The organism is Nocardioides sp. S-1144 (assembly GCF_005954645.2).
Classification (GTDB): domain Bacteria; phylum Actinomycetota; class Actinomycetes; order Propionibacteriales; family Nocardioidaceae; genus Nocardioides; species Nocardioides dongxiaopingii.
In genome coordinates this window covers 305,117-328,819 of record NZ_CP040695.2, presented here as the reverse complement: position 1 = coordinate 328,819, position 23,703 = coordinate 305,117, and the positions used below count along the sequence as shown (strand labels likewise).

Sequence of the window (23,703 nt, the reverse complement as noted above, 5' to 3'; positions counted from 1 at the left end):
CACCCGAGGAGACGTGCCTGTAACCCGGCGTCAACCTGCCGGAGAACTTCGCCCCGCAGGCTTGGTCCATGACCACGACGAACACCTCCCAGGCCGCCGAGCTCGACCAGCGTCGCGCCGCCCGGGACGCCCTCAAGACCCGCCACTCGCAGAGCCTGACCCGGCTCATGGACACCCGGACCGACCTGCGCGGCGTGCACGCCCTCGCCGACTTCGTCGACGAGTCGGTGCGCTGGACCGCCTGACGGACACCCGTGGGCGGCGGCCCGCCGCGTGCCACCGCGGCCGACCGCGCGCTCCCGCCGGCCCGGCCACCTCGCTCCGCAGAGATTCGAGCACACGATCGATTGTCGGTGGTGGCGCCTACAATCGGGCCATGAGCAAGCACCCCGGCGACCGCCACGACGGGCACCCCGTCGCCCGGTTCGTCGCGCTGCTCGAGGCTGAGCTCGCGGCCCTGGTGGATGCTCCGACCTGGTCGCTGGACCCTGCGACGACGGCGGACCTGGTGCCGCGGCTGGCCGGGCTCGTGGCTGGGGTGCAGGAGCTCGAGGCCCGGGTGGTCGGGCACGCCGGGACGCTGGACCTGCCGGGTTCGATCGGTGCGCGGTCGCTGGCTGCATGGCTGGCTCGGACCACGCGGGTGACCGGCGCCGAGGCTGCGCGGAAGGCACGCCTGGCCGATGATCTGGCCGCCCACGAATCGGTCCGGGTCGCCATGGCGTCCGGTCGGGTCCACGGCGAGCAGGCCAAGGTCATCGCCGCTGCCGTCGGGGACCTCGACGGCGAACACTTCTCGTGGCGCGAGAAGGCCGAGGCGCATCTGCTGGATGAGGCGGCCCACCACGACGCGCACGACCTGAAGACCCTGGGTCGGCGGATCCTGGAGACCCTCGACCCCGACAAGGCCGACGAGCACGAGGCCCGACTGCTGGAGGCCGAGGAAGCCCGAGCCCGCAAGCGCACTGCGTTGACGATGTGGGACGACGGAGAGGGCCTCGCGCACGGCCGGTTCACCATGCCCTCCGCCCAGGCCTCGATGCTGCGCAAGGCGCTCACCGCACTGGCCGCACCCAAGCACGTGCGTGCCGAGCACGGCGCCGGCTCCTACGACCACGAGCGACCCACGGCCGAGCGCCTCGGGCAGGCGTTCTGCGAGTACGTCGAGCACTACCCCGCCGACCAACTGCCCACGATGGGCGGGGTGAACGCCACCGTGGTCGTGACGATGACTCTCGACGCGCTCCACGGAGGACTTGCAGCCGCCCACCTCGACACCGGGACCGCGCTCTCACCCACCGAAGCCCGCCGACTGGCCTGCGAGGCCGGCATCATCCCCGCCGTCCTGGGCAGCCAGGGCCAGGTTCTCGACCTGGGCCGGAGGCGCCGCTTCCACACCCCCGCGCAACGACTCGCGATCGGCCTCGAGCAGCGGCACTGCCAACACCCCGCCTGCACCACCCCCGCCGCCTACTGCCACACCCACCACGCCGTCCCGTGGTCCGAGGGCGGCAGCACCGACACCCGCGACGCCGTCCTCCTCTGCCCCTTCCACCACCACCAGACCCACCGAGCCGCCCACGCCACCGAGGAGGCTCACCCGCTGCGCGTCTAGCGGCGCCCGGTCTTGAACATCCCGCGGGCGATCTCGCGGGCCGCGGTGCGCACGAAGTCCTTGAAGGCGCCCGAGCTGACGACGTCGTGCACGAGGCCGCCCTCGTCGCGGGCCGGCTTGCGGGCCGGCTTTCGGGCGCCGCCCGTGGACGTCGAGCGGCCGGCGCCGGTGCCCGTGGCCTCCTCGGCCCGCTCGGCGGCGGCGTCCTCCTCCGCCTTCTTGCGCGCCCCCTCCTCCAGCCGGGCGGCCAGCTTCTCGCGGGCACTCTCCCGGTCGACGGCGGTGGCGTACTTGGCGTGCCGGGGACTGGCGGCGACCGTGGCCTGCATCGCCGCGGGGTCGCTAGGACCCATCAGCGACTCCGGGGCCCGCAGGCGGGTCCAGGCGACGGGGGTCGGCGCTCCGCGCTCGTTCATCACGGTGACGACGGCCTCGCCGATGCCGAGGCTGGTGATCACCGCGCCGAGGTCGTCGTAGAGGCTGCCGGGGTAGGTGTTGACGGTCGCCCTGAGCGCCTTGGCGTCGTTGGGGGTGTGGGCGCGCAGCTGGTGCTGGACGCGCGACCCGAGCTGGGCCAGCACGGCGTCCGGGACGTCGGTCGGGCTCTGGGTCACGAAGAAGACGCCGACGCCCTTGGACCGGATCAGCCGCACGGTCTGGGCGATCTGGTCGAGGAACGCCTTCGAGGCGTCGTTGAAGAGCAGGTGGGCCTCGTCGAAGAAGAAGACGAGCTTGGGCTTGTCGATGTCGCCGACCTCGGGGAGGTCGTGGAACAGGTCGGCCAGCAGCCACATCAGGAACGTCGAGAAGATCGCGGGCCGGTCCTGCAGGTTCGGCAGCTCGACCAGCGAGATCAAGCCACGACCCTCGGGGGTGACCTGGAGCAGGTCGGCGGACTCGAACTCGGGCTCGCCGAAGAAGGCGTCGGCGCCCTGGTCGGAGAACGCGATCAGCTCACGCAGGATGACGCCGGCCGTCGCCGGGGAGAGGCCACCGAGCGCCTTGAGCTCGGGCTTGCCCTCGTCGCTGGTCAGGTGTGACACCACGGCGCGGAGGTCGGCGAGGTCGAGCAGCGGCAGGCCGGCCTTGTCGGCGTAGTGGAAGACCAGGCCGAGGCTCGACTCCTGGGTGTCGTTGAGGCCGAGCACCTTGCTGAGCAGCACCGGCCCGAAGGCCGTCATCGTGACTCGCAGCGGGATGCCGGTGCCCTCGCCACCGAGGGCGTAGAGCTCCACGGGGTAGCCGGTCGCGGCCCAGGTCTGGCCGACCGAGGCGGCGCGGGCGGTGACCTTCTCCCCGCCCTCCCCGGGGGTGGCGAGCCCGGACAGGTCGCCCTTGATGTCGGCGGCGAAGACGGGGACGCCGGCGGCGCTGAGCTGCTCGGCGAGCAGCTGGAGGGTCTTGGTCTTGCCGGTGCCGGTGGCGCCGGCGACCAGCCCGTGCCGGTTGAGCATGCCGAGCGGGATCCGGACCGGCACGGGCGAGAGCGTCTCGGCGTCGGCCATCAGGCCGCCGAGCTCGAGCGCGGGACCCTCGAAGGCGTAGCCGGCCGCCACGGCGGCCTCCAGCGGGGTCGGCGCGACGGCTGGGTCGCCGGCGGGCGCGGCGGGCTCGGCGGGAGGCTCGACGGGGGCCGGCTGGTCCGCGGGGGAGCCCCCGGGCGTGGTGGTCATGCGGTGAAGACTAGGAGACCGCCACGGGCGTTTACACTCGCCGACGTGATCTTCAAGCGCGTCGGGGACGGCCGGCCCTACCCCGCGCACGGGCTCACCTCCTCGGCCTGGGCAAACCTCCCGCCGCGGCAGGTGCGGCTCAACGAGCTCGTCACCACCAAGGACACCCTGCAGCTGGCCGCCCTCCTGGAGGAGGACGGCACCTTCTACGGCGACCTGTTCGCCCACGTCGTCCGCTGGCAGGGCGAGCTCTACCTCGAGGACGGGCTGCACCGCGCGCTGCGCGCCGCCCTGCACCAGCGCAACGTCCTGCACGCCCGCGTCCTCGAGATGGACGGCGTGCGGTGAGCGGCCCCCAGGACGTCAGCCCGGGCCTGCTGGGCCACGTCCGCACCATCGTCACGCTCGCCGTCCTCGCGCTGCTGCTCGCCCTCGGGGTCACCCGCGGCCTGAACGCCGTCTCCGAGCCCTTCCCCGAGAGCGCCGACCCGCCGCTCTGCGTCGACGACGACCTCACCGCCGGCGACATCCTGCGGCCGGCGCAGCTCACGGTGACGGTGCTCAACGCCGGCGAGCGCACCGGTCTCGCCGGCGTCACCCTCGACGACCTCGAGGCCCGTGGCTTCGCGCGCGGCCGCATCTCCAACCTCACCGGCGAGGACGTCGCCTCCGTCGAGATCTGGAGCCCCGAGGGCCGCACGCCCGCCGTCCGGCTGGTCGCGGGCTACCTCACCGGCAGGGTCGAGGTCGTCGAGCGCGGCAGCAGCGCGGACGGCATCACGGTCGTGGTCGGCGACAAGTTCCCCGGCGTCCGCGCCGGCAAGGAGCAGCTCGTGCTGAGGAGCGACGTCACCGTCTGCTCCCCCGCCAGCCTCGGCTGACCGGTCGCGACCGGCTCACTCGTCGAGCCACTGACCCAGCCGGCCCCGGGCGCTGACCTGGCGCAGCCGCTCCTCGGTGCGCTCCCGCAGCTTGCGTGGCGTGACCACCAGCAGGTCGTCGCCGTGCTTGAGCACCGTGCGGCGCTCGGGCACCAGCGTCTCGCCCGCCCGGATCACCAGGGAGACCGAGGCACCCTTCGGCAGGCGCAGCTCCCCGACCTCGACGCCGTGCAGGTGCGAGAGCGGGGTGATGGTGATCTGCAGCAGGTCGGCCTGCACCCGCTCGAGGGGGGCGGCCTCGAGGTCGAGGTCGCGGGGCTCGGACTTGCGGTCGACGCCGAGCACCCGGGCGACCAGCGGCAGCGTCGGGCCCGTCAGCAGCGTGTAGACGATGACGATCACGAAGACGATGTCGAAGAGCTTCTCGGCGTCGTCGACGCCCTCGGCGAGCGGGATCGTCGTCAGCACGATCGGGACCGCGCCGCGCAGGCCGGCCCACGACAGGAACGTCACCTCCCGCCACGGCATCGGTTGCACCACGCTGCTGACGAGCACCGAGACCGGCCGGGCCACGAAGGTGAGGATCAGCCCGGCGGTGACGGCGAGCACGACGACGTCGAGGTCGATCCGGGCCGGCGACAGCAGCAGCCCGAGCATCACGAACAGCCCGATCTGGGCGAGCCAGGCGATGCCCTCCGCGAACGAGCGGGTCGTCCCGCGGTGCGGCAGGTCGGCGTTGCCGAGCACCAGGGCGGCGACGTAGATGGCGGCGAACCCGCTGGCGTGAACCGCGACCGAGGCGCCGTAGGACAGGAAGGCGAGACAGAGCACGGCCAGCGGGTACAGCCCGGACGACGGCAGCGCGACCCGCCGCATCAGCCAGGCGCCACCGAACCCGGCTCCCAACCCGAACGCCACGCCGACGACGAGCTCGAAGACGATGATCGCGAACATCCCGAGCACCCCCTGGTCGGCGACCGCGCCGGTGGAGATGAGGGTGACGAGCACGACGGTGGGGGCGTCGTTGAGACCCGACTCCGCCTCCAGCGACCCGATCAGCCGCTTGGGCAGCGGCACCACGCGCAGCACCGAGAACACCGCCGCCGCGTCGGTCGGCGAGCAGACCGCCCCGAGCAGCACCGCCAGCTCCCAGGGCAGCCCGAGCAGGTAGTGGGAGCCGATCGCGACCACGGCGACCGAGACCGCGATCCCGACCGTCGCCAGCGACAGCCCGAGCCGCATCGCGGGCCGGGCCTCGCGCCAGCTGGTGGTGAGACCGCCCTCGGCCAGGATGATCGCCAGCGCCCCGAACCCGAGGGCGTGCGCCAGCTCGGCGTCCTCGAAGTCGATGCCGATGACCGACTCACCGAGCACCACGCCCATGAGCAGGTAGATCAGCAGGCTCGGCAGCCCGGCCCGGCTCGAGAGCCGCACGGCCAGGATCGCGGCGAGGGTGACCACCGACCCGATCAGGACGAACTGGTCGAACTGGTGCAGGTCGAAGGTCATGCGGGCCCGTCCGGCACGAGGGCGCACCGCTGCGGGAACGGTGCGCGTCGAGCGTCGGTCATGTCACCTCGGGCCGTCGGGGTGGCGGGCTCGGAGTCTAACGGTCCTCGACGCCACGACCGGTGCGGGCGAGGTGGGCCGAGACGGCCACGTCGACGATCTCGGCGCGGCTCGGCTGCGCCGCCACGTCCGCGATCGGCATCCACTGCGCGAAGTCGGTGGAACCGCCGACCTCGAGGGTGCCCAGGACGCCACCGACGATCGTGGCGTCGAAGATGACGCGGACCGCCTTGAACGGTCGCGGTTCGTCGTGGCGGAACCAGGAGTGGGTGGTCAGCGGGGCACCGACGACCACGTCGTACCCGGCCTCCTCGCGCACCTCGCGCACCAGCGACTCCTCGAGGCCCTCCTCGAGGTCGACGCCGCCGCCCGGCAGGCTCCACCCGGGCGTGAACCGGCCCTCGCCGTTCCACCAGGTCAGCAGGATCCGGTCCTGGTCGTCGAGGATCAGCGCGTACGTCGCGACCCGGGTGTCGTACTGGGTGTAGTGCACCCCGGGAGGCTACCGGTGGCCGGACGCCGGGTCAGGCGGCGCGGCGCAGGTGGGCGGTGCTGGACGGGGTCGTGAAGTCGGGGTCGACCGCGTGCGAGAGGGGCGGGCGCGCGGGCCCGTCGTGGAGGACGGAGCGGAGGACGCCGACGAGGGCGAGGACCGCGAGGGCGGTGAGGAGCAGGAGGAAGGTCATGTCAGCAATCCTGCGCCCATCGAGATCCGGCCACCAGTGGCAGACGTGACCGTGTACCACGACTTCCTGCCACCGACACTCGGCCCCGGCCCGGCGGGCCGACCCGTAGGCTCCGGCCGTGAGCCGACTCGCCCGGATGCAGGCCGCGCAGCGCGCGAACGTGCCGCCGTTCCACGTCATGGACCTGCTGGCGGCGGGCACCGAGCGCCAGCGCACCCACGGCGACCTGGTCGACCTGCTGGCCGGGCAGCCGAGCACCGGCGCACCCCGGGCGGTCAACGACGAGGCGGTGCGGCTGCTGCGCTCCGGCGAGCCGCTCGGCTACACGCCGGCCACCGGGATCCGCGAGCTGCGGGAGGCCATCGCCGGGCACCACCGGCGCACCCGGGGCATCGACGTCGACCCCGACGAGGTCGTGGTGACCACGGGCAGCAGCGGCGGGTTCCTGCTGGCGTTCCTGGCGGCGTTCGAGGTGGGTGACCGCGTCGCGATCGCCCGGCCGGGCTACCCCTGCTACCGCAACGTGCTCGCCGCGCTCGGGTGCGAGGTCGTGGAGGTCCCGACCGGTCCCGGGACCCGGTTCCAGCCGACGGTCGACCAGGTCGCCGAGCTCGTCGCGTCGCCGGGCGGGCTCCGGGGGCTCGTCGTGGCCAGCCCGGCGAACCCGACCGGCACGATGCTGCTGCCGAGCGAGCTGGCGGCGCTGGCGACGTACTGCGACGAGAACGGCGTCCAGCTGATCAGCGACGAGATCTACCACGGCATCGAGTACCCGGCCGCCGGGGCGGAGCGGCTGGCCCGGAGCGCCTGGGAGACCAGCCGCGAGGCCGTGGTGTTCTGCTCGTTCTCCAAGTACTTCTCGATGACCGGGTGGCGGATCGGCTGGATGCTGGTGCCCGAGCGGCTGCGGCGCGCGGTCGACGTGCTCACCGGCAACTTCACGATCTGCCCGCCGGTGCTGGCGCAGCGGGCGTGCGTGGCGGCGTTCGGCGACGACGCCTACGCCGAGCTCGACGGCCACGTCGCCCGGTACGCCGGCAACCGGCGCCTGCTCCTCGACGGGCTCGCCCGGCTCGGCGTGACGGGCCTGGCCCCCGCCGACGGCGCGTTCTACGCCTACGCCGACGTCGGGCACCTGACGTCGGACTCGATGACCTTCGCCCACGACGTCCTCGCGCGGACCGGGGTCGCGCTCGCGACCGGGGTCGACTTCGACACCGTCGACGGCGGCCGGTTCGTGCGCTTCTCCTTCGCCGGGCCCGAGTCGCGCATCGTCGAGGCCCTCGACCGCCTCGCCCCGGTGCTCGCGCCCTGACTCCGAGCCACGCGGGCGGTACGGTCGGGGGGATCCGTCCCGGTTTCGTCCGGGGTGGTGGAGGGAAGGGGCCCGGCGACCGGGCCGCGACGGGGAGGACCACCGATGTACGGCGACACCGACGTGATGCGCCGCCGCGCCGACCAGCTGCGCGAGCAGGCCACCGACATCCGCACCATGGCCGACCAGCTCGTCGCCCACACCGAGGTCGTCGGGTGGTCCGGGCGGGCCGCCGACTCGATGCGGGTCCGGGTCACCGAGCGGGCCAGCCACCTCCGGGCGGCCGCCGCCGACCACGACGCCGCGGCCGAGGCCCTCGACAAGCACGTCCTCGAGGTCGACACCGCCAAGGACGCGATCGCCGAGGTCGAGCGGCGGGCCGGCGACCTGGTCGCCGAGGCCCGCACCCGCCTCGCCCGGGTCGAGCAGGCGAACGCCGACGCGGACGGCGCACCGGGCGGGGCCCGGATCGAGCCCGACCACGACGACGTCGTCCTGGCCGCCTTCGACCCGCCGCCCGCCGGGCACCGCGACTGGCTCGCGGTCGAGCTGCCCGGCCTCTGAGAACCCGACCCCACCAGCCCGACAGGACTCCCGTGACCACGATCGACCTGAGCACGCCGGCCCCGCCGCCGTCCTCGCTGTTCGACGCGCTGCCGCGCCGGGTGGCCCTGACCCTGCTCGAGCTCCAGCTCGTCGCCGAGCGCGCCGGCGGGGCGCCGCTGCCCTTCGACGTGCGCGCACCCGACGCCGACGGCGCGCCGTCGCTGGAGGACCGTCTCGGCGCGAGCCGCGGCAGCGCCCAGGACCAGGCCTACCTCGCCGCCGTCGCGGCGCTGCACGACCCCGAGGTCTCGCTGACCCGCCGCGGCCTGCTCGTCAACGGCGTCGTCGACGACGGCCTCGCCGGCGCGGTCGGCCTCCTCGCGACCCCCACCTACGCCCTCGACATCGACGTGGCGGTCGAGGCCGTGCAGGTCAAGGCCTGGCACCGCGCCAACGACGACGCGGTCGCGACGCTGGCCACCAGCGACGGCATCGTCTTCGAGCTCGCGTGGTTCCCGACGGCGGCGTGGCCCGACGAGCTCGGCCGGGTCGGCGTCGTCCCCGAGGACCTCGCGATGCGCGAGTCGTCGGTCCCCTCCTTCCTCGACCTGCCCTACGAGCTGGCCGACGCCGCCGTCGAGGCCGGCGCGAGCGGTCGCACCGACGTGCTCCAGGTGCTCACCGCCCAGCACGCCGACCAGGTCGTCGACGCCGACGGCCGCCCGGTCCCCGCGGCCGAGGTTCCCGGGCTCCTGCAGGCCCTCGGCGCCGAGGCGCAGGGCCGGCTGCGGGTGCTGGTCGCCGACGTCTCCCGCGAGCCGACCTCCGTGGTCGGCGTCCGGTCGTGGGTGCTGCTGGCCGACGGGTGGCGGACCCTGCACCCGCACCAGTCCGAGGGCGGCACCCGGGTCGAGATCCGCGCCGTCCAGCCCACCGAGCTCGCCGTCGACCTCGCCCCCGTGCTCGCGGACGTGGCGTCGTGACCGGGCGCGCGGAGGAGGACCCCACCAGCCAGGCCTCGGTGGTCGCGGCCGCCGCCGCCGAGCAGCGCCGGGTGCCGGCCACCGACTCCGAGGCCGCCGACCTCGCCGACCGCTACGACCGGATGATGCGGCTGGCCTCGCTCTTCGACGGCTCGGGCGAGGAGATGCGCCAGCGCGCCCAGCTCGGCGCCGACGTGGTCGCCGACCCCGCCTTCGCCGAGTCCGCCCCGCTCTCCCCGGCCACCCACGCACAGGTCGAGGACGACGTCCGCGCCGCCACCACCGGCAAGCACGGGCTGCTGGCGCGCTCGATCGAGCTCGACGCGGACGCGCTCGTGCTCCGCGCGACCGTGCTCACCTACCGGTGGATCGACGAGCTGCAGATCGCGGCGTACAAGACGCTCGGGTCGATCGCGGGCCGCGCGATCGGCTACCTCGCGCCCGAGGTGGCCCTCGGCGGCGCCATCGTGTCGGCCGGCCTGATCGAGACCGACGCGCTCGACCGCGACGGCGTCGCGGCCTACCTCAACGAGCTCGCCGACTCCAACCCCGAGCTGATGGAGCACGTCACCAGCGGCGGCGGTGGCCTGCTCGACGGCCTCCAGATGCGGGCCCTGCTGACCGCCGGGATCCTCTCCGGCGACCACGGCCGGCTGGCCGGCCGGGGCGGGCTCCGGGCGATCGACGTCGAGCCGTTCCCGTCCACCTTCGCCGCCTCGCTGCGCGACGTCGCCGGCGGCCTGGTCGACGCCGCCTCCGAGCTCCCCGACGCCGCGACCGCCCCGTCACCGGGCGGCGCGCCCCGCAACCTCGCCGAGCTGCTCACCGCGCTGCACGAGACCCGCACCACCGTGGTCGTGCGCTCCGTCGCGCCCAGCCGCTACATCGCCTACCTCCACGGGCCCGACGGCGGCACCGGCGGGCGGCTGCGGCTCGTGGGCGGCGACCACTCGTCCTACGCCGGGCACGTCGTCCGCAGCATCGAGCAGGCGATCGGGTCCGACACCGACGCCCGGGTGATGCTCGTGGGCTCGGCCCAGGGCGGCGTCACCGCGGCCGAGGTGGCGGCCGCACCGGCGTCCACCCGGTTCGTGATCGACCAGGTCGTCACCACCGGCGCCCCCTCGGCCCACGTGCCGCGGATCCCCGAGTCGACCCGGATGCTGTCGCTGGAGGACCGCTCCGACCCCGTCGCACTGCTCGGCTCCCTGATGAACTCCGGCGCCTCCAACCGCGTCACCGTCGTCTACGATGGCGGCGCCGACGGCTACGTCGACGGCGGGCGCGCGGCCGACGCCGCGAACCACCCGGCGCTGGTGGAGGAGATCGCCCGGATCACCGCGATGGGCTACCTCGCCGGGTAGTCGCCCGCAGGTCCCGGGGTCTCGTCGGCGCTCGCTTGCGCTCGCTTGGTCAACCTCCGGTCCCCGAGGTCGCGGACCGGGGTTTCGTCGGCGCTCGCTGGCGCTCGCTTGCTCAACCTCCGGTGTGGGGCGCCGAGGAAACCGGAACTGCAAGCCCACCCCCGGAGGTTGAGCAAGCGAGCCCCGGCGAGCGCCGACGAAACCCCGGACCACAGCCCGGCCCGGCGCCACGCCGTCAGGTGGTCAGGTCGTGCACGAACTCCGCGAGCTGGGTCAGGTTGCGGCACTCGACCATCGGCACGATGTCGCCGTAGGCCGCGGCGGCGGAGTCGCCGGTGCCCCAGTGCCGGCGGTGCTCGGGGTTGAGCCACCAGGCGTGCCGGGCGGTGCCGGCGAGCTCGCGGAGGACCGCCTCGTTGAGGTCGCTGTAGTTGGAGCGGGCGTCGCCCAGGACGAGCAGCGACGTCTTCGGCCCGACGGCGTCGGGGTGCTCCTCGGCGAACCGGCCGAGCGCGCGGCCGTAGTTGGTGCGCCCCCACAGCGCCGCGTGCGTGGTGGAGGCGGCCAGGTCGCTCATCACGTCGACGACGTCGGCGCCGGGCTTGAAGTAAGGCGTCACCTCGTGCACCTGGTCGATGAACGTGAACGCGCGCACCTTCTGGAACTGGTCGCGCAGCGCGAAGACCAGCAGCAGGGTGAACTGCGCGAAGTTGGCCACCGAGCCGCTCACGTCGCAGAGCACGACCAGCTCGGTGCGGTGCGGCCGCTTCGGTCGGTGGTGGGTGGCGATCGGGACGCCGCCGGTCGACATGGAGGCGCGCACGGTGCGCCGGAAGTCGAGCGGCCCTCGGCGGCGGGCGTGCTGCTCCTGGGTGAGGCGGGTCGCGAGCCGCCGGGCGAGCGGGTAGATCTCGCGGCGCATCTCCTCGAGGTCGGAGCGGCGGGCGGCCATGAAGTCGAGGCGCTCGATGCTGGGGCGCAGGGCGACGTTCGCGACGTGGTCGGCGCCCTTCTCCTCCGCGATCCGGCGGCGGGCGTCGGCCTCGACCTGCGCGGTGAACGCGCCGACCCGGCGTCCCGCGCCGCGCTCGGCCTCCTCCTCGGTCAGCCCCTCGGCGAGCAGCCCCGCGACGATCTGTGCGACCAGCTCGGACGGCGCCACCCGCTGCAGCGCCGTGTACGCCGACCACGACGACAGCCCCGGACCACGCCCGGGCATCGCACCGAACCGGCCGACCATCTCGGCCGCCAGCTGCTGCAGGCGCTGCCGGTCGTCGGCGGCCAGCGCCTCGGCGAGCTGCTCGCGGAAGGCACTCAGCGCGGCCGCGTTGTCGCGCACCGGTGAGGCCGCCACGTCGTCGCCGGACTCCTCGCCCGACTCCTCGCCGGACCCGGCGTCCGGGTCGAGCGAGGCCGCGCCGCCGCCGACCATCCGGGGGAAGTACAGGTCGAAGAGCGCCTCGAACGTCGGCCGCTGCGCCTGCCGCTTGACCAGCGACGCGGCGTAGCCCTCGCGGACGACGTCGCGGTCGGTCCAGTCGAGGGCGCCCAGCACGGCGATGGCGTCGAGGTCCTCGGCCAGGGAGACCGACAGCCCGGCGCCGCGCAGCGCCTCCACGAAGGCGATGTGCCGGTCGACCAGGCCGCTGCGCGTGCTCATCGGGCGAGCTTCAGCTCCTTGACCGCGCGGTCGTGGTCGCTGCGGTGCTTCAGGATGACGCCGAGGGTGTCGGCGATCGCCTTCGCGTCGAGGTCACCGATCTCCAGGGCCACCAGGGTGCGGGCCCAGTCGACCGACTCCGCGATCGAGGGCGCCTTCTTCAGCTCCAGCTCGCGCAGCCGGGCCACGGTGGCGACCAGCTGCGCGGTGACCCGGTCGTCGAGCCCGGGCACCTGCGAGGCGACGATCTCGCGCTCCCGCTCGGCGTCGGGGTAGTCCAGGTGCAGGTAGAGGCAGCGCCGCTTGACCGCCTCCGACAGCTCGCGGCTGGCGTTGGACGTGAGGACGACGAAGGGGCGCCGGGTGGCCGTCACCGTGCCCAGCTCGGGGATGGTGACCTGGAAGTCGGAGAGCACCTCGAGCAGCAGCCCCTCGACCTCGACGTCGGTCTTGTCGACCTCGTCGATGAGCAGCACCGTCGGCGTCTCCCGCTGGATCGCGGTCAGCAGCGGCCGGGTCAGCAGGAACTCCTCGGTGAAGATGTCGTCGTGGGTGGCGTCCCACTCCTGGCCGTGCGAGGCCTGGATCCGCAGCAGCTGCTTCTTGTAGTTCCACTCGTAGAGGGCGCGCGCCTCGTCGAGTCCCTCGTAGCACTGCAGCCGCACCAGCTCGGCGCCCGTCGCGCGGGCCACCGCCTTGGCGAGCTCGGTCTTGCCCACCCCGGCCGGGCCCTCGACGAGCAGCGGCTTCTCGAGCGCACCGGCGAGGTAGGACGTCGTCGACGTCGCCCCGTCGGCCAGGTAGCCGACCTCGTGCAGCCGGGCGGAGGCGTCGGTGGGTGAGGCGAACCAGCTCATCGCGCCATCCTCGCACCGGCCCGCCCGGGGTCCGGGTCCCGTCCGGTCCCTTGTCGGGACGCCCGGGGTGGAGGAGGGTCTGTCCTCACCATGGAGACGACGCCGCCCGACCTCGCCGCCCTGCGGGGCGCCCTGCCCGCCGGCGCCCTGGTCGAGGACCCGGACCGGATGGCCGGCTACCGCTGGGACCGGGCCCGCGACCCGGGCGCCGGGGTGCCGCTGGCCGTCGTCCGGGCCACGTGCACCGCCGACGTGCAGGCCGCCGTGCGGTACGCCGCGGCGCACGGCGTCCCGGTCGTCCCGCGCGGCGCGGGGTCCGGGCTGTCGGGCGGTGCGTCGGCGGTCGACGGCTGCCTGGTGGTCTCGACCGAGCGGATGCGCGCGATCGAGGTCGACCCCGTCACCCGCACCGCGGTCGTCGAGCCCGGCCTGCTGAACGCCGAGGTGAAGGCAGCGGCCGCCGCGCACGGGCTGTGGTACCCGCCGGACCCCTCCTCGTACGAGATCTGCTCGATCGGCGGCAACGTCGCGACCAACGCCGGCGGGCTGTGCTGCGTGAAGTACGGCGTCACGACCGACTACGTCCTCGGCCTGACCGTCGTCCTGGCCGACGGCACCGCCGTCGAGCTCGGCGGGCCGCGGCTCAAGGACGTCGCCGGGCTCTCGCTCACCAAGCTCTTCGTCGGCAGCGAGGGCGTGCTCGGCGTCATCACCCGCGTCGTGCTGCGCCTGGTCCCGGCGCAGCGGCCGCCCTCGACGCTGGTGGCGACGTTCCCGACGCTGGACGGCGCCACCGACGCCGTCCTGGCCATCACCCGCCGGATGCGGCCCTCGATGCTCGAGCTGATGGACCGGGTGACGATCAACGCGGTGGAGGACGAGACCCGGATGGGCCTGGACCGCACGGCCGAGGCGATGCTCGTGATCCAGACCGACGAGCCGGCCGACCACGCCGCCGTCGAGGTCACCGAGATCACCGCCGACTGCGAGTCCCGCGGGGCCGTCGAGGTCTTCGCCACCGACGACGTCGCGGTCGGCGAGGCGTTCGTCGTCGCCCGGCGGATGGCGATCCCGGCGATGGAGAAGAAGGGCTTCCTGCTGCTGGAGGACGTCGGCGTCCCCCTCCCGGCACTCGGCGCCCTGGTCCGCGGGATCGCGGCGATCAGCCGCGACCGCGCGGTGACCATCGCGGTCATCGCCCACGCCGGCGACGGCAACACCCACCCGCTGATCGTCTTCGACGCCGCCGACCCCGACGAGTCCGACCGCGCCCAGGTGGCCTACGGCGAGGTGATGCGGCTGGCGATCCGGCTGGGCGGCACCATCACCGGCGAGCACGGCGTCGGGCGCCTCAAGCGCCCCTGGCTGGGCGACTACCTCGGGCCGGACGCGCTCGAGCTGAACCGCCGGGTCAAGACCGCGCTCGACCCCCAGGGCATCCTCAACCCGGGCGCCCTGCTGTGAGCTGACCACGACGCGCTGACCGACGGGCCCGAGCGCCCGTCGGTCAGCCCCGGTCGGGGCGAGGGATCAGCCCTTGAAGACGTCCTTGACGTCCTCGACCTTGTTCTTGGTCTTGGCCTCGCCCTGGTCGGCCTTGCCCTCGGCCTTGAGCGCGTCGTCGCCCTTGGCGTCGCCGACGACCTCCTTGGCCTTGCCGAGCGCGTCCTGGGCGGCGTTCTTGGCCTTGTCCGCGATTCCCATGGTGTTCTCCTTCGTCCTTGCTGGGTGGGGTGGTGCGAGCGACCGGGTTCGGCCGCTCAGCGGACGCGCACGCGAGTGCTGCGTCCGGTCCTGGGGCGTCGCGGCGCGTCGAGGACGACGCGGCAGACCACGTCGTCGTCCGGGAACGCCGCGGCGACGTCGGCGGCGCAGACCTCGGCCGCCTCGGTGAGGGTGGCGACGTCGGCCGACGGGTCCACGTGCCCGCGCAGCTCCAGGACCGTGCGGGAGCGCACGGTGCGGCTGGTGCCGCGGACGCCGGTGACCGGGGCCAGCGTGCCGAGCCGCTGCGCGGCGGCCGTCGCCGCCGAGGCCAGGTCGGCCTCGACGTGGCCGGAGCCGTCGCTGGCCCGCAGCCGCATCACCGACGGGCCGCTGCGACGCAGGTGCGCCAGCAGCCAGGCCAGCCCGGCGAGACCGAGCACGACCCCGACGGCGGCGAGGGTCCACGGCCACCACGCGGCGTCCAGGACGTCGTCGAGGCGCCCGGTGTCGAGCCGGTCGTCGAGGTGCAGGACCCAGCCGTGCTGCCAGTCGGCGGCGAGGAGGCCGAGGGCCACCAGGGCGAGGCCGACGACGAGGACGGCGAGGCGGTCGAGCAGCAGCAGGCGACGCGTCATCGCGGGACCTCCTGGAGCCGGACGCCGACCGTGGCGGCGGTGAGCGCGCCGGGGCCGTCGTCGAGGGCCGCGCGGACGGCGTCGCGCACGCCGGGCTCGCCCTCGCGGGCCACGACCTCGACGGTGACGCGGCGGCGGCCGACCCGGGTGGCCGCGGCCGAGACCACGCCCGGCGAGCGGTCGGCGACGGTCTGCGCGAGCGCCGCGAGGGCGCCGGGCGAGACCCACAGGTCCGCGGCGGCGGAGCCGCGCAGGTGGGTGCGGCGGCCCGGGAGGAGCGCGGCCACGACCAGCAGCAGCCCGACCACGGCGGCAGCGAGACCGGCGACCGTGAGCGCGGTGCTCGCGGTCAGGCCGTCGACGGCGTCGACGAGGTCGCGGGACCACGGCGTGCCGCCGACCCGACCCCGGTCGACGAGGAGGTCGCGGACCGCGACCACGGCGACCGCCACGAGGGCCAGGGCCAGCACCGGGGCGGCGAGGGCCGCGACCGGACGGGCGCGGGGCGGGGTGCGGTCGGTCGGGGCGCTCACTCGACCCGCCTCCTCTCCTGGTCGACCTCGGCGGCGCCGAGGGTGTGGATGGTGACGTCGACGGTGTGCAGGTGCACGCCGGTGATGCGGGCCGCCTCGCTCCGCACGGTGTCGCGGACCCGGGCGGCGATCCCGGCCACGTGGCAGGGCCACACGCAGGCGACGTCGACGGCCACGCGGGCGCTGCGGCCCTGCATGGTGATGTCGGCGTGCGGGCTGTTCGAACCCCGCAGGCGGCCCAGCGCCGTCCGGTGGGCGACCGTGCCGGGCGTGCTCAGCACCGCCTGCTCCACGACGTGCTGGATCGCGCGGACCCGGACCTCGAGGGTGCCGCGATCGTCGGGGCGCGCCCGGTCGAGGGTGGCTGGGCCGGCCGTCCCCTCGACGGCCGGCTCAGCCACGACGTCCTCGCACCAGCGCCGCGAGGTCGAGCTCGCCGTCGACGTGGCCGCCGACGAGGTAGCCGACACCCCCGAGGACGACGGCCAGGAGGAAACCGGTGAAGCCGCCGGCGACGATGGCGATCGTCAGCAGCAGCCCGGCGATGAGGCCGATCGTGGAGGTGGTCATGTGGTGGTCTCCTTCAGAGGTGGCCGTAGCGGCGCGAGCCGGGGAACGACCGGGGTAGGCGCCGCCGGACGGTGGCGACGAGGGTGGTGCCGGCCCCACGGACCCGCCGGGCGCTGCGGGCCACGCGGGAGGGTGCGACGGTGGTGGTGCCGGAGGTGACCGCGTCCGGCCCGTCGTCCCCTGCGGAGCCCCCCAGGCCCCGCATGGCACGCACGAACTCGGCCGGGTCGCCCCCGACGTCCGGGTGGTGCTCCTTGGCCAGCGCCCGCCGCCGCGCGCGGACGTCGCGCTGCGGGTCGCTCACGACGCCGGCCCCGCGGGCACCGTGGGCGGCGAGACGTCCTCGATCGTGACGTCGACCGGTCCGGCCACCAGCCCGTTCACGGCCCGGCGGACCAGCTCGGCCGTGCCGGCGATCGGCACGCCCCACGCCAGGACGACGTGGACCGCGCACCCCGGGTCGCGCAGCCGGACACCGACGACGCGACGACCGGGCAGGTAGGTTGCCACCTCGCCGTGCGCGCCGCCGTGCAGCCCGTCGACCCCGGCCACGGCCAGCACGGCCGCGGCGACGCGGTCGGCCGGCTCGGACCCCGCGGCGTCCGCGGGGGTCGTGGGGCTGCTCGGCGGGCTGCTCATCGGGTCACTCGACACGCGGGGCGTCGGCCTCGCCGTTGTCGGTGCCGTCGTCGAGGAAGACGTCGTGCACGGTGATGTTGACCTCGGTGACCTCGAGCCCGGTCATCCGCTCGACGGAGCCGATCACGTTGCGGCGGATGGCGACGGCGAGGTCAGCGATGGAGACGCCGTACTCGGCGACGATGTCGAGGTCGACCGCCGCCTGGCGCTCGCCGACCTCGACGCCGACGCCCTGGCTCAGGTTGGTGCGCGAGCCCGGGATCCGGTCGCGGATCGCGCCCACCGCGCGGGCGGCCCCGCCGCCGAGGTCGTGCACGCCGCTGATCTCGCGCGTGGCGATGCCGGCGATCTTCGCGACCACGGTGTCGGCGATCGCGGTGCGGCCCTGGTCGGACACGAGGACCCCGGAGCCCTCGGTCCTGGTCGCGACCTCGGTCCGGGTGCTGGTCGCCTGCTTCTCGCTCATGCTGTGTCCTCTCGTTGCGTTCATGTCGGTGCTTGGTCGTGCCGACCGGGTCGGTCGTCACGCGGTTCTCGTGTGTCCTGCGTCACTCCGGGCGTTCGTGGGTCCGCGGCGGTCCGGCACCTCTCGTTCGGCACGGGCCGCCTGTCGGGGTGGTTGCGGCACCGGTGAGTCGCGTCACGATGTGCGCGTGACCTCGACGTCGGCGGACGGGCCCTCCGACGCGGCCCTCGTCCGCGCCGCGCGGGTCGGGGACGAGGAGGCCTTCCAGGTCATCGTCGACCGCCACGGTCCCGGCATGTACCGCTACGCGCGCCGCCTGGTCGGGGGCAGCGACGCCGACGCCGCGGAGGTCACCCAGGAGGCGTTCATCTCGGCCTGGCGGAGCCTCGGGACCTTCGCGGGTCGGTCGAGCCTCAAGACCTGGCTGTTCCGGCTCGTGCACCGGCGCGCCGTCGACCTGCAGCGGCACCGCCGGCCGACCCCGATCAACGACGACCTGCTGTTGCGGATGGTGCGGCCCGCGCAGGACAACCCGCTGCAGCAGGTCCTGGACACCGAGCTGCTGACGGCGTTGCAGGCCGCGCTGGACGAACTACCGTGGCACCAGCGGGCGGCCTGGCTGCTGCGCGAGGTCGAGGGCCTGAGCTACGACGAGATCGCCGAGGCCCTGGCCCTGCCGGTCGGCAGCGTCCGCGGGCACCTGCACCGCGGCCGGCGGACACTAGCGGAGAGGATGGCTCGATGGCGCTAGACCCACTCGACCGGGCGACCCACGCCGCGCGCGACGAACCGGTCGACCGGTGGCCCGAGGTGTCGGCGGCGATCATGGCGGGCGTGCGCTCCCTGAGGACGCCGTCCGACCCGATCCGCGTCCACACCGACGGCCCCCCCGCCCGCGACGACGACGGGTCGCACACGTACGTGTCGTCGCGCGTCGTCGTCGACGCCCTGCGCCGGCTGCTCCAGCGCGACCCCACCCACGCACCCGCCGGCATCGGGCTGCGCGTCGACGGCGACCGGTTGGCGGCGATCGAGCTGAACCTGGTCGGCGCGTACGGCGTCGACCTCGTCGGCCTGGCCTCCCGCGTCCGGGGCGACGTCCTGGTCGAGGTCACCAGGCTCGTCGGCGCCGACCCGCGGTTCACCGCGGCCGACGTCGCCATCGAGTTCGTCGACGTCGTCGAGGGCGACCCGAACCTGGTCTGAGCCTCAGCCCCGGCGCCGGTCATCGCGGAGCCTGTCCTTGGCGTACCGCACGCCGAGCAGGGCGAGGAGCTTCCACACCACCCAGCCGAGCACCGCGAACGCGTTGCGCCTCACCTTCACACCCGATCGACCCATGGACGTCCCCCACCTCGTTCCGATTGACTTACGTCGTAAGCCTGTCGACAACTTACAACGTAAGGACAAGTCGGCGACCCGGCCGGGGGTTGCCCGCATACGGTGTGCGCACCACCTGAGGAGGACGTCATGGCACGCAACGCAGGAGCCGCCGGGCCCGACGAGCCGGGCGCGCGGGAGCTCACCTCGACCGACGCCGACGGTCGGACCGACGCCGATGCCGCCGTCGTCCTGGGCGAGGAGCCGCCGAGCTCCCGGGTCGCCCTGGACCGGCGCCGCATCGTCGACGCCGCACTCGCCCACATCGAGGAGTCGGGCATCGGCTCGCTGACGATGCGACGACTCGGCACCCGGCTCGGGGTGGAGGCGATGTCGCTGTACCGCTACGTCCCCGGCAAGGAGGACCTGCTCGACGCCGTCGTCGAGGCCCTCGTCGACGACATGGACGCCGACCCCGAGGAGAGCACCGCCCCCGCCTCCGGGTGGCAGGACTTCCTGCAACGCCTCGCCCACGGCGTGCGCCGGGTCGCCCTGGCCCACCCCAAGTCGTTCCCGCTGGTGGCCTCCCGGCCCCCCGAGGCGCCGTGGCTGCGCCCGCCGCTGCGCAGCCTGGAGTGGGTCGAGACCTTCCTGAACGGACTGGGCGAGGAGGGGTTCAGCGACGCGGCCGCCGTGGCGAGCTACCGCGCGTTCACGAGCTTCCTGCTCGGCACCCTGCTGCTCGAGGTGGCCACCATGGGGGCCGACATCGGCCCGCTCGACGTGCTCGAGGACGGCGAGGACGCCGACCCGCGGTTGCACGACTACCCGACCGTCGCCCGCCTCCGGCCCGGGCTCCGCGAGGACCACGCCGCCACCGAGTTCGAGGAGGCGCTCGAGGAGCTGCTCAACCGGATCGCGACCATCCGTGTCGAGCTCTGAGGACGCCGGCCGCGACGGCGGTCAGCACGGTGGCGGCGGCGTGGTCGGCCGCGTCGACCGCTTCCAGCAGCGCCACCGCGTGGTCGGGATGCCGATCTCGATCATCTACAAGTACGTCGACGACAGCGGCCCGCAGCTGGCCGCCCAGATCACCTACTACGCCTTCGTCTCGCTCTTCCCGCTGCTGCTGCTGGCCTCGACCGTCCTCGGCTTCGTCCTGTCCGGCGACCCCGAGCTGCAGCGGCGGGTGCTGGACTCGGCGCTGACCCAGCTGCCGCTGGTCGGCGACGACCTGCAGACCCCGCAGGGCATCGGCGGCGGGGTGACCGGGCTCGTCGTCGGCCTCGCGGGCGCGCTGTACGGCGCCATGGGCGTCGGCATGGCGGTGCAGAACGCCAGCAACACCGCCTGGACCGTGCCGCGCAACGTGCGCGGCAACCCGGTGGTCGCGCGGGGGCGCAGCATCGTCCTGCTCTGCGTGATCGGGGTCGACGTCCTTGGCACCACCGCGCTGGCCGGGCTGGTGGGGGCGGCCACCTTCATCGGCCCGCTGTCCAGCATCGCCCTGCTCGTGGGCACCGCGGCCATCCACACCGCGACGTTCGCCTTCGTCTTCCGCTTCGCCCCGGCCGCCCGGGGCCTCTCCTGGCGCGAGGTGCTGCCGGGCTCCCTCGCGGCCGCGGTCGCCTGGCTCGCCCTCCAGTACGTCGGCGTCGCCTACGTCGGCCACACCGTCGACGGCGCCAGCGCCACCAACGGAGTCTTCGCCGTCGTGCTGGGCCTCCTGGCCTTCCTCTACCTGGCCGCCGTGACCATCCTGCTGTGCCTCGAGCTCAACGTCGTGCTGGTCGACCGGCTGCACCCGCGCACCCTGCTGACGCCGTTCACCGACAACGTCGTGCTCACCGACGCCGACAAGCGCTCCTACACCGACCTCGCGAAGGCCCAGCGGCTCAAGGGCTTCGAGCGGGTCGAGGTCGAGTTCGCCCCCAGCCCCGCCGAGCAGCCACGCGACGACGTCGCGGACTGACGAGAACGGCTCCCGGCCCGCGCGGTGCGCGGATCGGGAGCCGGTCGGGTGAAGCTGGCGGTGGCGGTGGGATTTGAACCCACGGTGGGTTGCCCCACACATCATTTCGAGTGATGCACCTTCGGCCGCTCGGACACGCCACCGCCGGGAAGGCTACCGGAGCCCGGACGGGCGGGTGAAATCGGATCGGCGCGTGACCTCGCGCCGCCCTCGTCGTTGAGCCGGTGAAGGGCCGGCCGGCTCATGGGGTGTCGGCCGGCCCTCACGGCGCCGTCCGGTTCGCGGTCGACCGTCGGTGACCGCTGTCCCGGCCGCCGAGGCGGGGCCGGCCCCTGACCCGGCTACCGGCCCCAGCCGGGGTCGCGACCGGTCAGGCCGACCAGCCGGTCGAGCGGGCTCGCGTCCTCGGCCACCGCGACCGGGGGTCCGAAGAGCCCGGCGTCGTCGGCGAGGGCGCCCGCGGGAGGCACGAACGAGGCCGCGAAGCCGGTGCACGCCTCGACGGCGGCGGGGTCGGCGGCGTACTCCTGACCCGTCGCCACCGCCAGGTCCCAGGCGTGCACGGTGATCTCGTCGAGGGCGACGAGGGCGGCCTCCGGCGCGCTCAGCTCGACCGGTCCCGCCCAGGTGCGCCCCTCGTACGCCGCCGGCTCGGCCCAGGCGGCGGCGAGCCGGTCGAGCCCGGCCGCGACCTCCTCGCGGACGGCGTCCAGCGACCGCGCCGCACCGCCGCCCGGTGCGGCGTCGCCGGTCGCCGGCTCCTTCGTCGCGGCGCGGGTGAACGCGACGGTCAGCTCCCGGACATGGTCGACCAGGTCGGCGACCGTGTACGCCGGGCACGGCGTCCGGTGCCCCAGCTGGTCCTCGCGGGTGCCGCGCACCAGGCGGGCCAGCTCGCGGGCGGTGGGGGTGAGGTCCAGCTCGTCGCTCATGGCAGGTGCTGACCCGACCCGCCGACCGGAGTCATCGCCGCCGGTTCAGCGGCGTTCGCCGAAGAAGTCCGTGAGCAGCGCGACCGACTCGGCGGCGCGCACCCCGGCGACCACCTCGGGCCGGTGGTTGAGCCGGCGGTCGCGGACGACGTCCCACAGCGACCCGACGGCACCGGCCTTGTCGTCGTGGGCGGCGAACACGACCCGCTCGACCCGCGCCAGCACGGCCGCCCCGGCGCACATGGTGCAGGGCTCGAGCGTGACGACGAGGGTGCACCCGCCCAACCGCCAGGAGCCGAGCGTGCGGGCGGCCTCGCGCAGCGCGACCACCTCGGCGTGGCCGGTGGGGTCCTGGTCGGCCTCGCGGACGTTGCGGCCGCGTCCGAGCACCGCTGCGTCCGGCCCGAGCACGACCGCGCCGATCGGCACGTCGCCGGTGGCCAGCGCCGCCCGCGCCTCCTGGAGGGCGGCCCCCATCGCGTCGTCCCAGCGGTGCCTGCTCACCGGCCCATCATCCACGCCGGGACGTGCGGCGCCGCTCGGGCGACCAGCCCCCGGGTGCTGGCGCTCAGGCCGGGGCGAGGCCGACGACGTCGTCGAAGAGCGCGCCGAAGCCGAGCAGCCGGGCGACGTCGGAGAGCAGCTCGTCGGGGTAGAGGTCGGGGTCGTCGAGCATCGCCTCGAGGGCGACGGCGTCGAGACCGAGGTCGGCGAGCAGGTCGAGGTCGCCGGCCGGCGCCTGCTGGTCGTCGTCGTCGGGCTGCGGGAGCCGGAGGAAGTCGACGGCGGTCTCGGCCAGGTCCCACTCCCCGGCCGCGGTGATGTCGGAGAGCAGCAGCCGGGTGCGCCCGGCCTGGACCCGCAGGACGAGGAAGAAGTCGTCGTCGATGGCGACCAGCCCGACCGCGCCGCCGTCGCCCTGGAAGCGGCGCAGCGCCTCGCTCAGGGTGTCGACGTCGGCCGGGAGGTCGTGCGCCAGCTCCTGCACCACCCACGCGCCGTCGTCGCGGTAGGCGGCGAGGGCGAAGTCGACCTCGTCGAGGGTCTCGGCCATGTCCCCAGCGTCGGGGTGCGGTCGGACGTGGTCAAGCCCTTTCGGCGCGTCGGCACTAAGGTGCGGCCATGCGCACCCACGTCGTCGACCACCCGCTGGTGGCCCACAAGCTCACCGTGCTCCGCGACGAGCGCACCGACTCCCCGACGTTCCGCAACCTCACCGACGAGCTGGTGACCCTGCTGGCCTACGAGGCGACCCGCGACGTGCGCGTCGTCCCCGACGACATCGTGACGCCGGTGGCGCCGATGACCGGCGTGACGCTCGCGACGCCGAAGCCGCTGGTCGTGCCGATCCTGCGGGCCGGGCTCGGGATGCTCGACGGGATGATGCGGCTGCTGCCGACCGCCGAGGTCGGCTTCCTCGGGATGGTGCGCAACGAGGAGACGCTCGAGGCCGCGACGTACGCCGAGCGGCTGCCCGAGGACCTGTCCGGACGCCAGTGCTACGTGCTCGACCCGATGCTGGCGACCGGGGGCACGCTCGCGGCCGCGATCCGCTTCCTCACCGACCGGGGCGCCGACGACATCACCTGCATCTGCCTGCTCGCCGCCCCCGAGGGCTGCGACAACCTCGAGCGCGCCCTCGAGGGCCTGCCGGTGCCGGTCACCGTGGTCACCGCCGCGCTGGACGAGCGGCTGAACGAGAAGGGCTACATCGTGCCCGGCCTCGGCGACGCCGGCGACCGGCTGTACGGCATCGCCGGCTGACCCACCCCGCGACCCG

The 23,703-nt window shown here is 74.5% G+C and carries 31 protein-coding genes and 1 tRNA gene; 14 read left to right on the top strand and 18 right to left on the bottom strand.

Going from position 1 to position 23,703, the window contains the following annotated elements:
- Window positions 1-68 precede the first annotated feature (68 nt).
- Window positions 69-245 carry a hypothetical protein gene (locus tag FE634_RS20880; protein ID WP_167736728.1) on the top strand — a complete coding sequence of 59 codons (177 nt, stop codon included), beginning with the start codon at window positions 69-71 and terminating at the stop codon, window positions 243-245.
- Window positions 246-376: 131 nt separating this feature from the next.
- Window positions 377-1,615, top strand: coding sequence for an HNH endonuclease signature motif containing protein (locus FE634_RS01645; protein ID WP_138874896.1), 1,239 nt, complete (start codon window positions 377-379; stop codon window positions 1,613-1,615).
- Here FE634_RS01645 and FE634_RS01640 read toward each other — a convergent pair.
- Window positions 1,612-3,288: a helicase HerA-like domain-containing protein gene (locus FE634_RS01640; protein WP_148240281.1), complete on the bottom strand. Its 1,677-nt coding sequence runs from the start codon at window positions 3,286-3,288 to the stop codon at window positions 1,612-1,614. The genes FE634_RS01645 and FE634_RS01640 overlap by 4 nt on opposite strands.
- A gap of 45 nt (window positions 3,289-3,333) precedes the next feature.
- Here FE634_RS01640 and FE634_RS01635 point away from each other — a divergent pair, with 45 nt between their 5' ends.
- Window positions 3,334-3,636, top strand: a complete 303-nt coding sequence (locus FE634_RS01635) for a type II toxin-antitoxin system VapB family antitoxin (protein ID WP_137295659.1) — start codon at window positions 3,334-3,336, stop codon at window positions 3,634-3,636.
- A complete protein-coding gene (locus FE634_RS01630; RefSeq protein ID WP_170981718.1) occupies window positions 3,633-4,169 on the top strand; it encodes a LytR C-terminal domain-containing protein in 537 nt (178 codons plus the stop codon). Before FE634_RS01635 ends, FE634_RS01630 begins: the two co-directional genes overlap by 4 nt.
- Before the next feature lie 15 nt (window positions 4,170-4,184).
- On the opposite strand, the gene FE634_RS01625 is transcribed toward FE634_RS01630, so the two are convergent.
- The 3 genes from FE634_RS01625 to FE634_RS20875 form a co-directional block, all read right to left on the bottom strand.
- The gene (locus FE634_RS01625; RefSeq protein ID WP_137295657.1) at window positions 4,185-5,678 is read right to left on the bottom strand and encodes a potassium/proton antiporter; all 1,494 of its coding nucleotides are present in this window, start codon (window positions 5,676-5,678) and stop codon (window positions 4,185-4,187) included.
- A 97-nt stretch (window positions 5,679-5,775) separates the two neighbouring features.
- Complete coding sequence (locus FE634_RS01620; RefSeq protein WP_137295656.1) at window positions 5,776-6,231, bottom strand: NUDIX hydrolase; 456 nt, start codon at window positions 6,229-6,231, stop codon at window positions 5,776-5,778.
- Window positions 6,232-6,262: 31 nt separating this feature from the next.
- The gene (locus tag FE634_RS20875; RefSeq protein WP_187366799.1) at window positions 6,263-6,424 is read right to left on the bottom strand and encodes a hypothetical protein; all 162 of its coding nucleotides are present in this window, start codon (window positions 6,422-6,424) and stop codon (window positions 6,263-6,265) included.
- A 118-nt stretch (window positions 6,425-6,542) separates the two neighbouring features.
- Here FE634_RS20875 and FE634_RS01615 point away from each other — a divergent pair, with 118 nt between their 5' ends.
- The 4 genes from FE634_RS01615 to FE634_RS01600 all read left to right on the top strand — a co-directional run bounded on the left by FE634_RS01615 (window position 6,543) and on the right by FE634_RS01600 (window position 10,632).
- A complete protein-coding gene (locus FE634_RS01615; RefSeq protein ID WP_262347539.1) occupies window positions 6,543-7,739 on the top strand; it encodes a pyridoxal phosphate-dependent aminotransferase in 1,197 nt (398 codons plus the stop codon).
- Window positions 7,740-7,844: 105 nt separating this feature from the next.
- On the top strand, window positions 7,845-8,303 hold the full coding sequence (locus tag FE634_RS01610; RefSeq protein WP_137295655.1) for a hypothetical protein: 459 nt from the start codon (window positions 7,845-7,847) through the stop codon (window positions 8,301-8,303).
- 32 nt (window positions 8,304-8,335) lie between these two features.
- Window positions 8,336-9,268: a hypothetical protein gene (locus FE634_RS01605; protein ID WP_138874895.1), complete on the top strand. Its 933-nt coding sequence runs from the start codon at window positions 8,336-8,338 to the stop codon at window positions 9,266-9,268.
- A complete protein-coding gene (locus FE634_RS01600; RefSeq protein ID WP_148240280.1) occupies window positions 9,265-10,632 on the top strand; it encodes a hypothetical protein in 1,368 nt (455 codons plus the stop codon). The genes FE634_RS01605 and FE634_RS01600 overlap by 4 nt, the downstream gene beginning before the upstream one ends.
- Before the next feature lie 235 nt (window positions 10,633-10,867).
- On the opposite strand, the gene FE634_RS01595 is transcribed toward FE634_RS01600, so the two are convergent.
- A complete protein-coding gene (locus FE634_RS01595; protein WP_148240279.1) occupies window positions 10,868-12,292 on the bottom strand; it encodes a vWA domain-containing protein in 1,425 nt (474 codons plus the stop codon).
- Window positions 12,289-13,149, bottom strand: a complete 861-nt coding sequence (locus FE634_RS01590; protein ID WP_137292872.1) for an AAA family ATPase — start codon at window positions 13,147-13,149, stop codon at window positions 12,289-12,291. The genes FE634_RS01595 and FE634_RS01590 overlap by 4 nt, the downstream gene beginning before the upstream one ends.
- 90 nt (window positions 13,150-13,239) lie before the next feature.
- On the opposite strand from FE634_RS01590, the gene FE634_RS01585 reads away from it, so the two are divergent.
- The gene (locus tag FE634_RS01585) at window positions 13,240-14,613 is read left to right on the top strand and encodes an FAD-binding oxidoreductase (RefSeq protein ID WP_138874892.1); all 1,374 of its coding nucleotides are present in this window, start codon (window positions 13,240-13,242) and stop codon (window positions 14,611-14,613) included.
- A 66-nt stretch (window positions 14,614-14,679) separates the two neighbouring features.
- On the opposite strand, the gene FE634_RS01580 is transcribed toward FE634_RS01585, so the two are convergent.
- Genes FE634_RS01580 through FE634_RS01545 form a run of 8 tightly spaced genes read right to left on the bottom strand, consistent with a single transcriptional unit; the run spans window position 14,680 to window position 17,699 of the window.
- Window positions 14,680-14,853, bottom strand: a complete 174-nt coding sequence (locus tag FE634_RS01580) for a CsbD family protein (protein ID WP_137292874.1) — start codon at window positions 14,851-14,853, stop codon at window positions 14,680-14,682.
- A gap of 56 nt (window positions 14,854-14,909) precedes the next feature.
- Window positions 14,910-15,491 carry a hypothetical protein gene (locus tag FE634_RS01575; protein WP_138874891.1) on the bottom strand — a complete coding sequence of 194 codons (582 nt, stop codon included), beginning with the start codon at window positions 15,489-15,491 and terminating at the stop codon, window positions 14,910-14,912.
- A complete protein-coding gene (locus FE634_RS01570) occupies window positions 15,488-16,024 on the bottom strand; it encodes a DUF6286 domain-containing protein (RefSeq protein WP_138874890.1) in 537 nt (178 codons plus the stop codon). The genes FE634_RS01575 and FE634_RS01570 overlap by 4 nt, the downstream gene beginning before the upstream one ends.
- Window positions 16,021-16,425: an Asp23/Gls24 family envelope stress response protein gene (locus tag FE634_RS01565; protein WP_187366798.1), complete on the bottom strand. Its 405-nt coding sequence runs from the start codon at window positions 16,423-16,425 to the stop codon at window positions 16,021-16,023. Before FE634_RS01565 ends, FE634_RS01570 begins: the two co-directional genes overlap by 4 nt.
- The gene (locus FE634_RS01560) at window positions 16,418-16,594 is read right to left on the bottom strand and encodes a DUF2273 domain-containing protein (protein WP_134767929.1); all 177 of its coding nucleotides are present in this window, start codon (window positions 16,592-16,594) and stop codon (window positions 16,418-16,420) included. The genes FE634_RS01565 and FE634_RS01560 overlap by 8 nt, the downstream gene beginning before the upstream one ends.
- A 13-nt stretch (window positions 16,595-16,607) precedes the next feature.
- Window positions 16,608-16,898: a hypothetical protein gene (locus tag FE634_RS01555; protein WP_137292878.1), complete on the bottom strand. Its 291-nt coding sequence runs from the start codon at window positions 16,896-16,898 to the stop codon at window positions 16,608-16,610.
- Window positions 16,895-17,233 (bottom strand): hypothetical protein, encoded by a 339-nt coding sequence (locus FE634_RS01550; RefSeq protein WP_137292879.1) that lies wholly within the window; start codon window positions 17,231-17,233, stop codon window positions 16,895-16,897. The genes FE634_RS01555 and FE634_RS01550 overlap by 4 nt, the downstream gene beginning before the upstream one ends.
- Window positions 17,234-17,237: 4 nt before the next feature.
- Window positions 17,238-17,699, bottom strand: coding sequence for an Asp23/Gls24 family envelope stress response protein (locus FE634_RS01545; protein WP_137292880.1), 462 nt, complete (start codon window positions 17,697-17,699; stop codon window positions 17,238-17,240).
- Window positions 17,700-17,886: 187 nt separating this feature from the next.
- Here FE634_RS01545 and FE634_RS01540 point away from each other — a divergent pair, with 187 nt between their 5' ends.
- From FE634_RS01540 to FE634_RS01525, 4 genes are all read left to right on the top strand, one after another.
- Entirely contained in the window at window positions 17,887-18,450 is a 564-nt protein-coding gene (locus FE634_RS01540) for an RNA polymerase sigma factor (protein WP_262347538.1), read from the top strand.
- A complete protein-coding gene (locus tag FE634_RS01535; RefSeq protein ID WP_148240278.1) occupies window positions 18,441-18,905 on the top strand; it encodes a hypothetical protein in 465 nt (154 codons plus the stop codon). The genes FE634_RS01540 and FE634_RS01535 overlap by 10 nt, the downstream gene beginning before the upstream one ends.
- A gap of 264 nt (window positions 18,906-19,169) precedes the next feature.
- The gene (locus tag FE634_RS01530) at window positions 19,170-19,961 is read left to right on the top strand and encodes a TetR/AcrR family transcriptional regulator C-terminal domain-containing protein (RefSeq protein ID WP_138874887.1); all 792 of its coding nucleotides are present in this window, start codon (window positions 19,170-19,172) and stop codon (window positions 19,959-19,961) included.
- Window positions 19,948-20,991 carry a YihY/virulence factor BrkB family protein gene (locus FE634_RS01525; protein ID WP_212721509.1) on the top strand — a complete coding sequence of 348 codons (1,044 nt, stop codon included), beginning with the start codon at window positions 19,948-19,950 and terminating at the stop codon, window positions 20,989-20,991. The genes FE634_RS01530 and FE634_RS01525 overlap by 14 nt, the downstream gene beginning before the upstream one ends.
- 55 nt (window positions 20,992-21,046) lie before the next feature.
- Here the strand turns inward: FE634_RS01525 and FE634_RS01520 are convergent.
- From FE634_RS01520 to FE634_RS01505, 4 genes are all read right to left on the bottom strand, one after another.
- Window positions 21,047-21,134: transfer RNA gene (locus FE634_RS01520), tRNA-Ser, on the bottom strand.
- A 198-nt stretch (window positions 21,135-21,332) separates the two neighbouring features.
- Window positions 21,333-21,923: a TIGR03086 family metal-binding protein gene (locus FE634_RS01515; RefSeq protein ID WP_148240277.1), complete on the bottom strand. Its 591-nt coding sequence runs from the start codon at window positions 21,921-21,923 to the stop codon at window positions 21,333-21,335.
- A 45-nt stretch (window positions 21,924-21,968) separates the two neighbouring features.
- Window positions 21,969-22,400 (bottom strand): nucleoside deaminase, encoded by a 432-nt coding sequence (locus FE634_RS01510; RefSeq protein ID WP_148240949.1) that lies wholly within the window; start codon window positions 22,398-22,400, stop codon window positions 21,969-21,971.
- A gap of 91 nt (window positions 22,401-22,491) precedes the next feature.
- Window positions 22,492-22,977, bottom strand: a complete 486-nt coding sequence (locus FE634_RS01505) for a tRNA adenosine deaminase-associated protein (protein ID WP_137292884.1) — start codon at window positions 22,975-22,977, stop codon at window positions 22,492-22,494.
- Between the two features lie 68 nt (window positions 22,978-23,045).
- Here FE634_RS01505 and upp point away from each other — a divergent pair, with 68 nt between their 5' ends.
- Window positions 23,046-23,687: a uracil phosphoribosyltransferase gene (gene upp, locus FE634_RS01500; protein ID WP_148240276.1), complete on the top strand. Its 642-nt coding sequence runs from the start codon at window positions 23,046-23,048 to the stop codon at window positions 23,685-23,687.
- Window positions 23,688-23,703: the final 16 nt, after the last annotated feature.

Coding starts and splice junctions, on each gene's coding strand:
- FE634_RS20880 (WP_167736728.1), top strand. CDS start 69: ATGACCACGACGAACACCTCCCAGGCCGCCGAGCTCGACCAGCGTCGC.
- FE634_RS01645 (WP_138874896.1), top strand. CDS start 377: ATGAGCAAGCACCCCGGCGACCGCCACGACGGGCACCCCGTCGCCCGG.
- FE634_RS01640 (WP_148240281.1), bottom strand. CDS start 3,288: ATGACCACCACGCCCGGGGGCTCCCCCGCGGACCAGCCGGCCCCCGTC.
- FE634_RS01625 (WP_137295657.1), bottom strand. CDS start 5,678: ATGACCTTCGACCTGCACCAGTTCGACCAGTTCGTCCTGATCGGGTCG.
- FE634_RS20875 (WP_187366799.1), bottom strand. CDS start 6,424: ATGACCTTCCTCCTGCTCCTCACCGCCCTCGCGGTCCTCGCCCTCGTC.
- FE634_RS01610 (WP_137295655.1), top strand. CDS start 7,845: ATGTACGGCGACACCGACGTGATGCGCCGCCGCGCCGACCAGCTGCGC.
- FE634_RS01595 (WP_148240279.1), bottom strand. CDS start 12,292: ATGAGCACGCGCAGCGGCCTGGTCGACCGGCACATCGCCTTCGTGGAG.
- FE634_RS01590 (WP_137292872.1), bottom strand. CDS start 13,149: ATGAGCTGGTTCGCCTCACCCACCGACGCCTCCGCCCGGCTGCACGAG.
- FE634_RS01585 (WP_138874892.1), top strand. CDS start 13,240: ATGGAGACGACGCCGCCCGACCTCGCCGCCCTGCGGGGCGCCCTGCCC.
- FE634_RS01580 (WP_137292874.1), bottom strand. CDS start 14,853: ATGGGAATCGCGGACAAGGCCAAGAACGCCGCCCAGGACGCGCTCGGC.
- FE634_RS01575 (WP_138874891.1), bottom strand. CDS start 15,491: ATGACGCGTCGCCTGCTGCTGCTCGACCGCCTCGCCGTCCTCGTCGTC.
- FE634_RS01560 (WP_134767929.1), bottom strand. CDS start 16,594: ATGACCACCTCCACGATCGGCCTCATCGCCGGGCTGCTGCTGACGATC.
- FE634_RS01550 (WP_137292879.1), bottom strand. CDS start 17,233: ATGAGCAGCCCGCCGAGCAGCCCCACGACCCCCGCGGACGCCGCGGGG.
- FE634_RS01545 (WP_137292880.1), bottom strand. CDS start 17,699: ATGAGCGAGAAGCAGGCGACCAGCACCCGGACCGAGGTCGCGACCAGG.
- FE634_RS01535 (WP_148240278.1), top strand. CDS start 18,441: ATGGCGCTAGACCCACTCGACCGGGCGACCCACGCCGCGCGCGACGAA.
- FE634_RS01530 (WP_138874887.1), top strand. CDS start 19,170: ATGGCACGCAACGCAGGAGCCGCCGGGCCCGACGAGCCGGGCGCGCGG.
- FE634_RS01515 (WP_148240277.1), bottom strand. CDS start 21,923: ATGAGCGACGAGCTGGACCTCACCCCCACCGCCCGCGAGCTGGCCCGC.
- FE634_RS01510 (WP_148240949.1), bottom strand. CDS start 22,400: ATGGGGGCCGCCCTCCAGGAGGCGCGGGCGGCGCTGGCCACCGGCGAC.
- FE634_RS01505 (WP_137292884.1), bottom strand. CDS start 22,977: ATGGCCGAGACCCTCGACGAGGTCGACTTCGCCCTCGCCGCCTACCGC.
- upp (WP_148240276.1), top strand. CDS start 23,046: ATGCGCACCCACGTCGTCGACCACCCGCTGGTGGCCCACAAGCTCACC.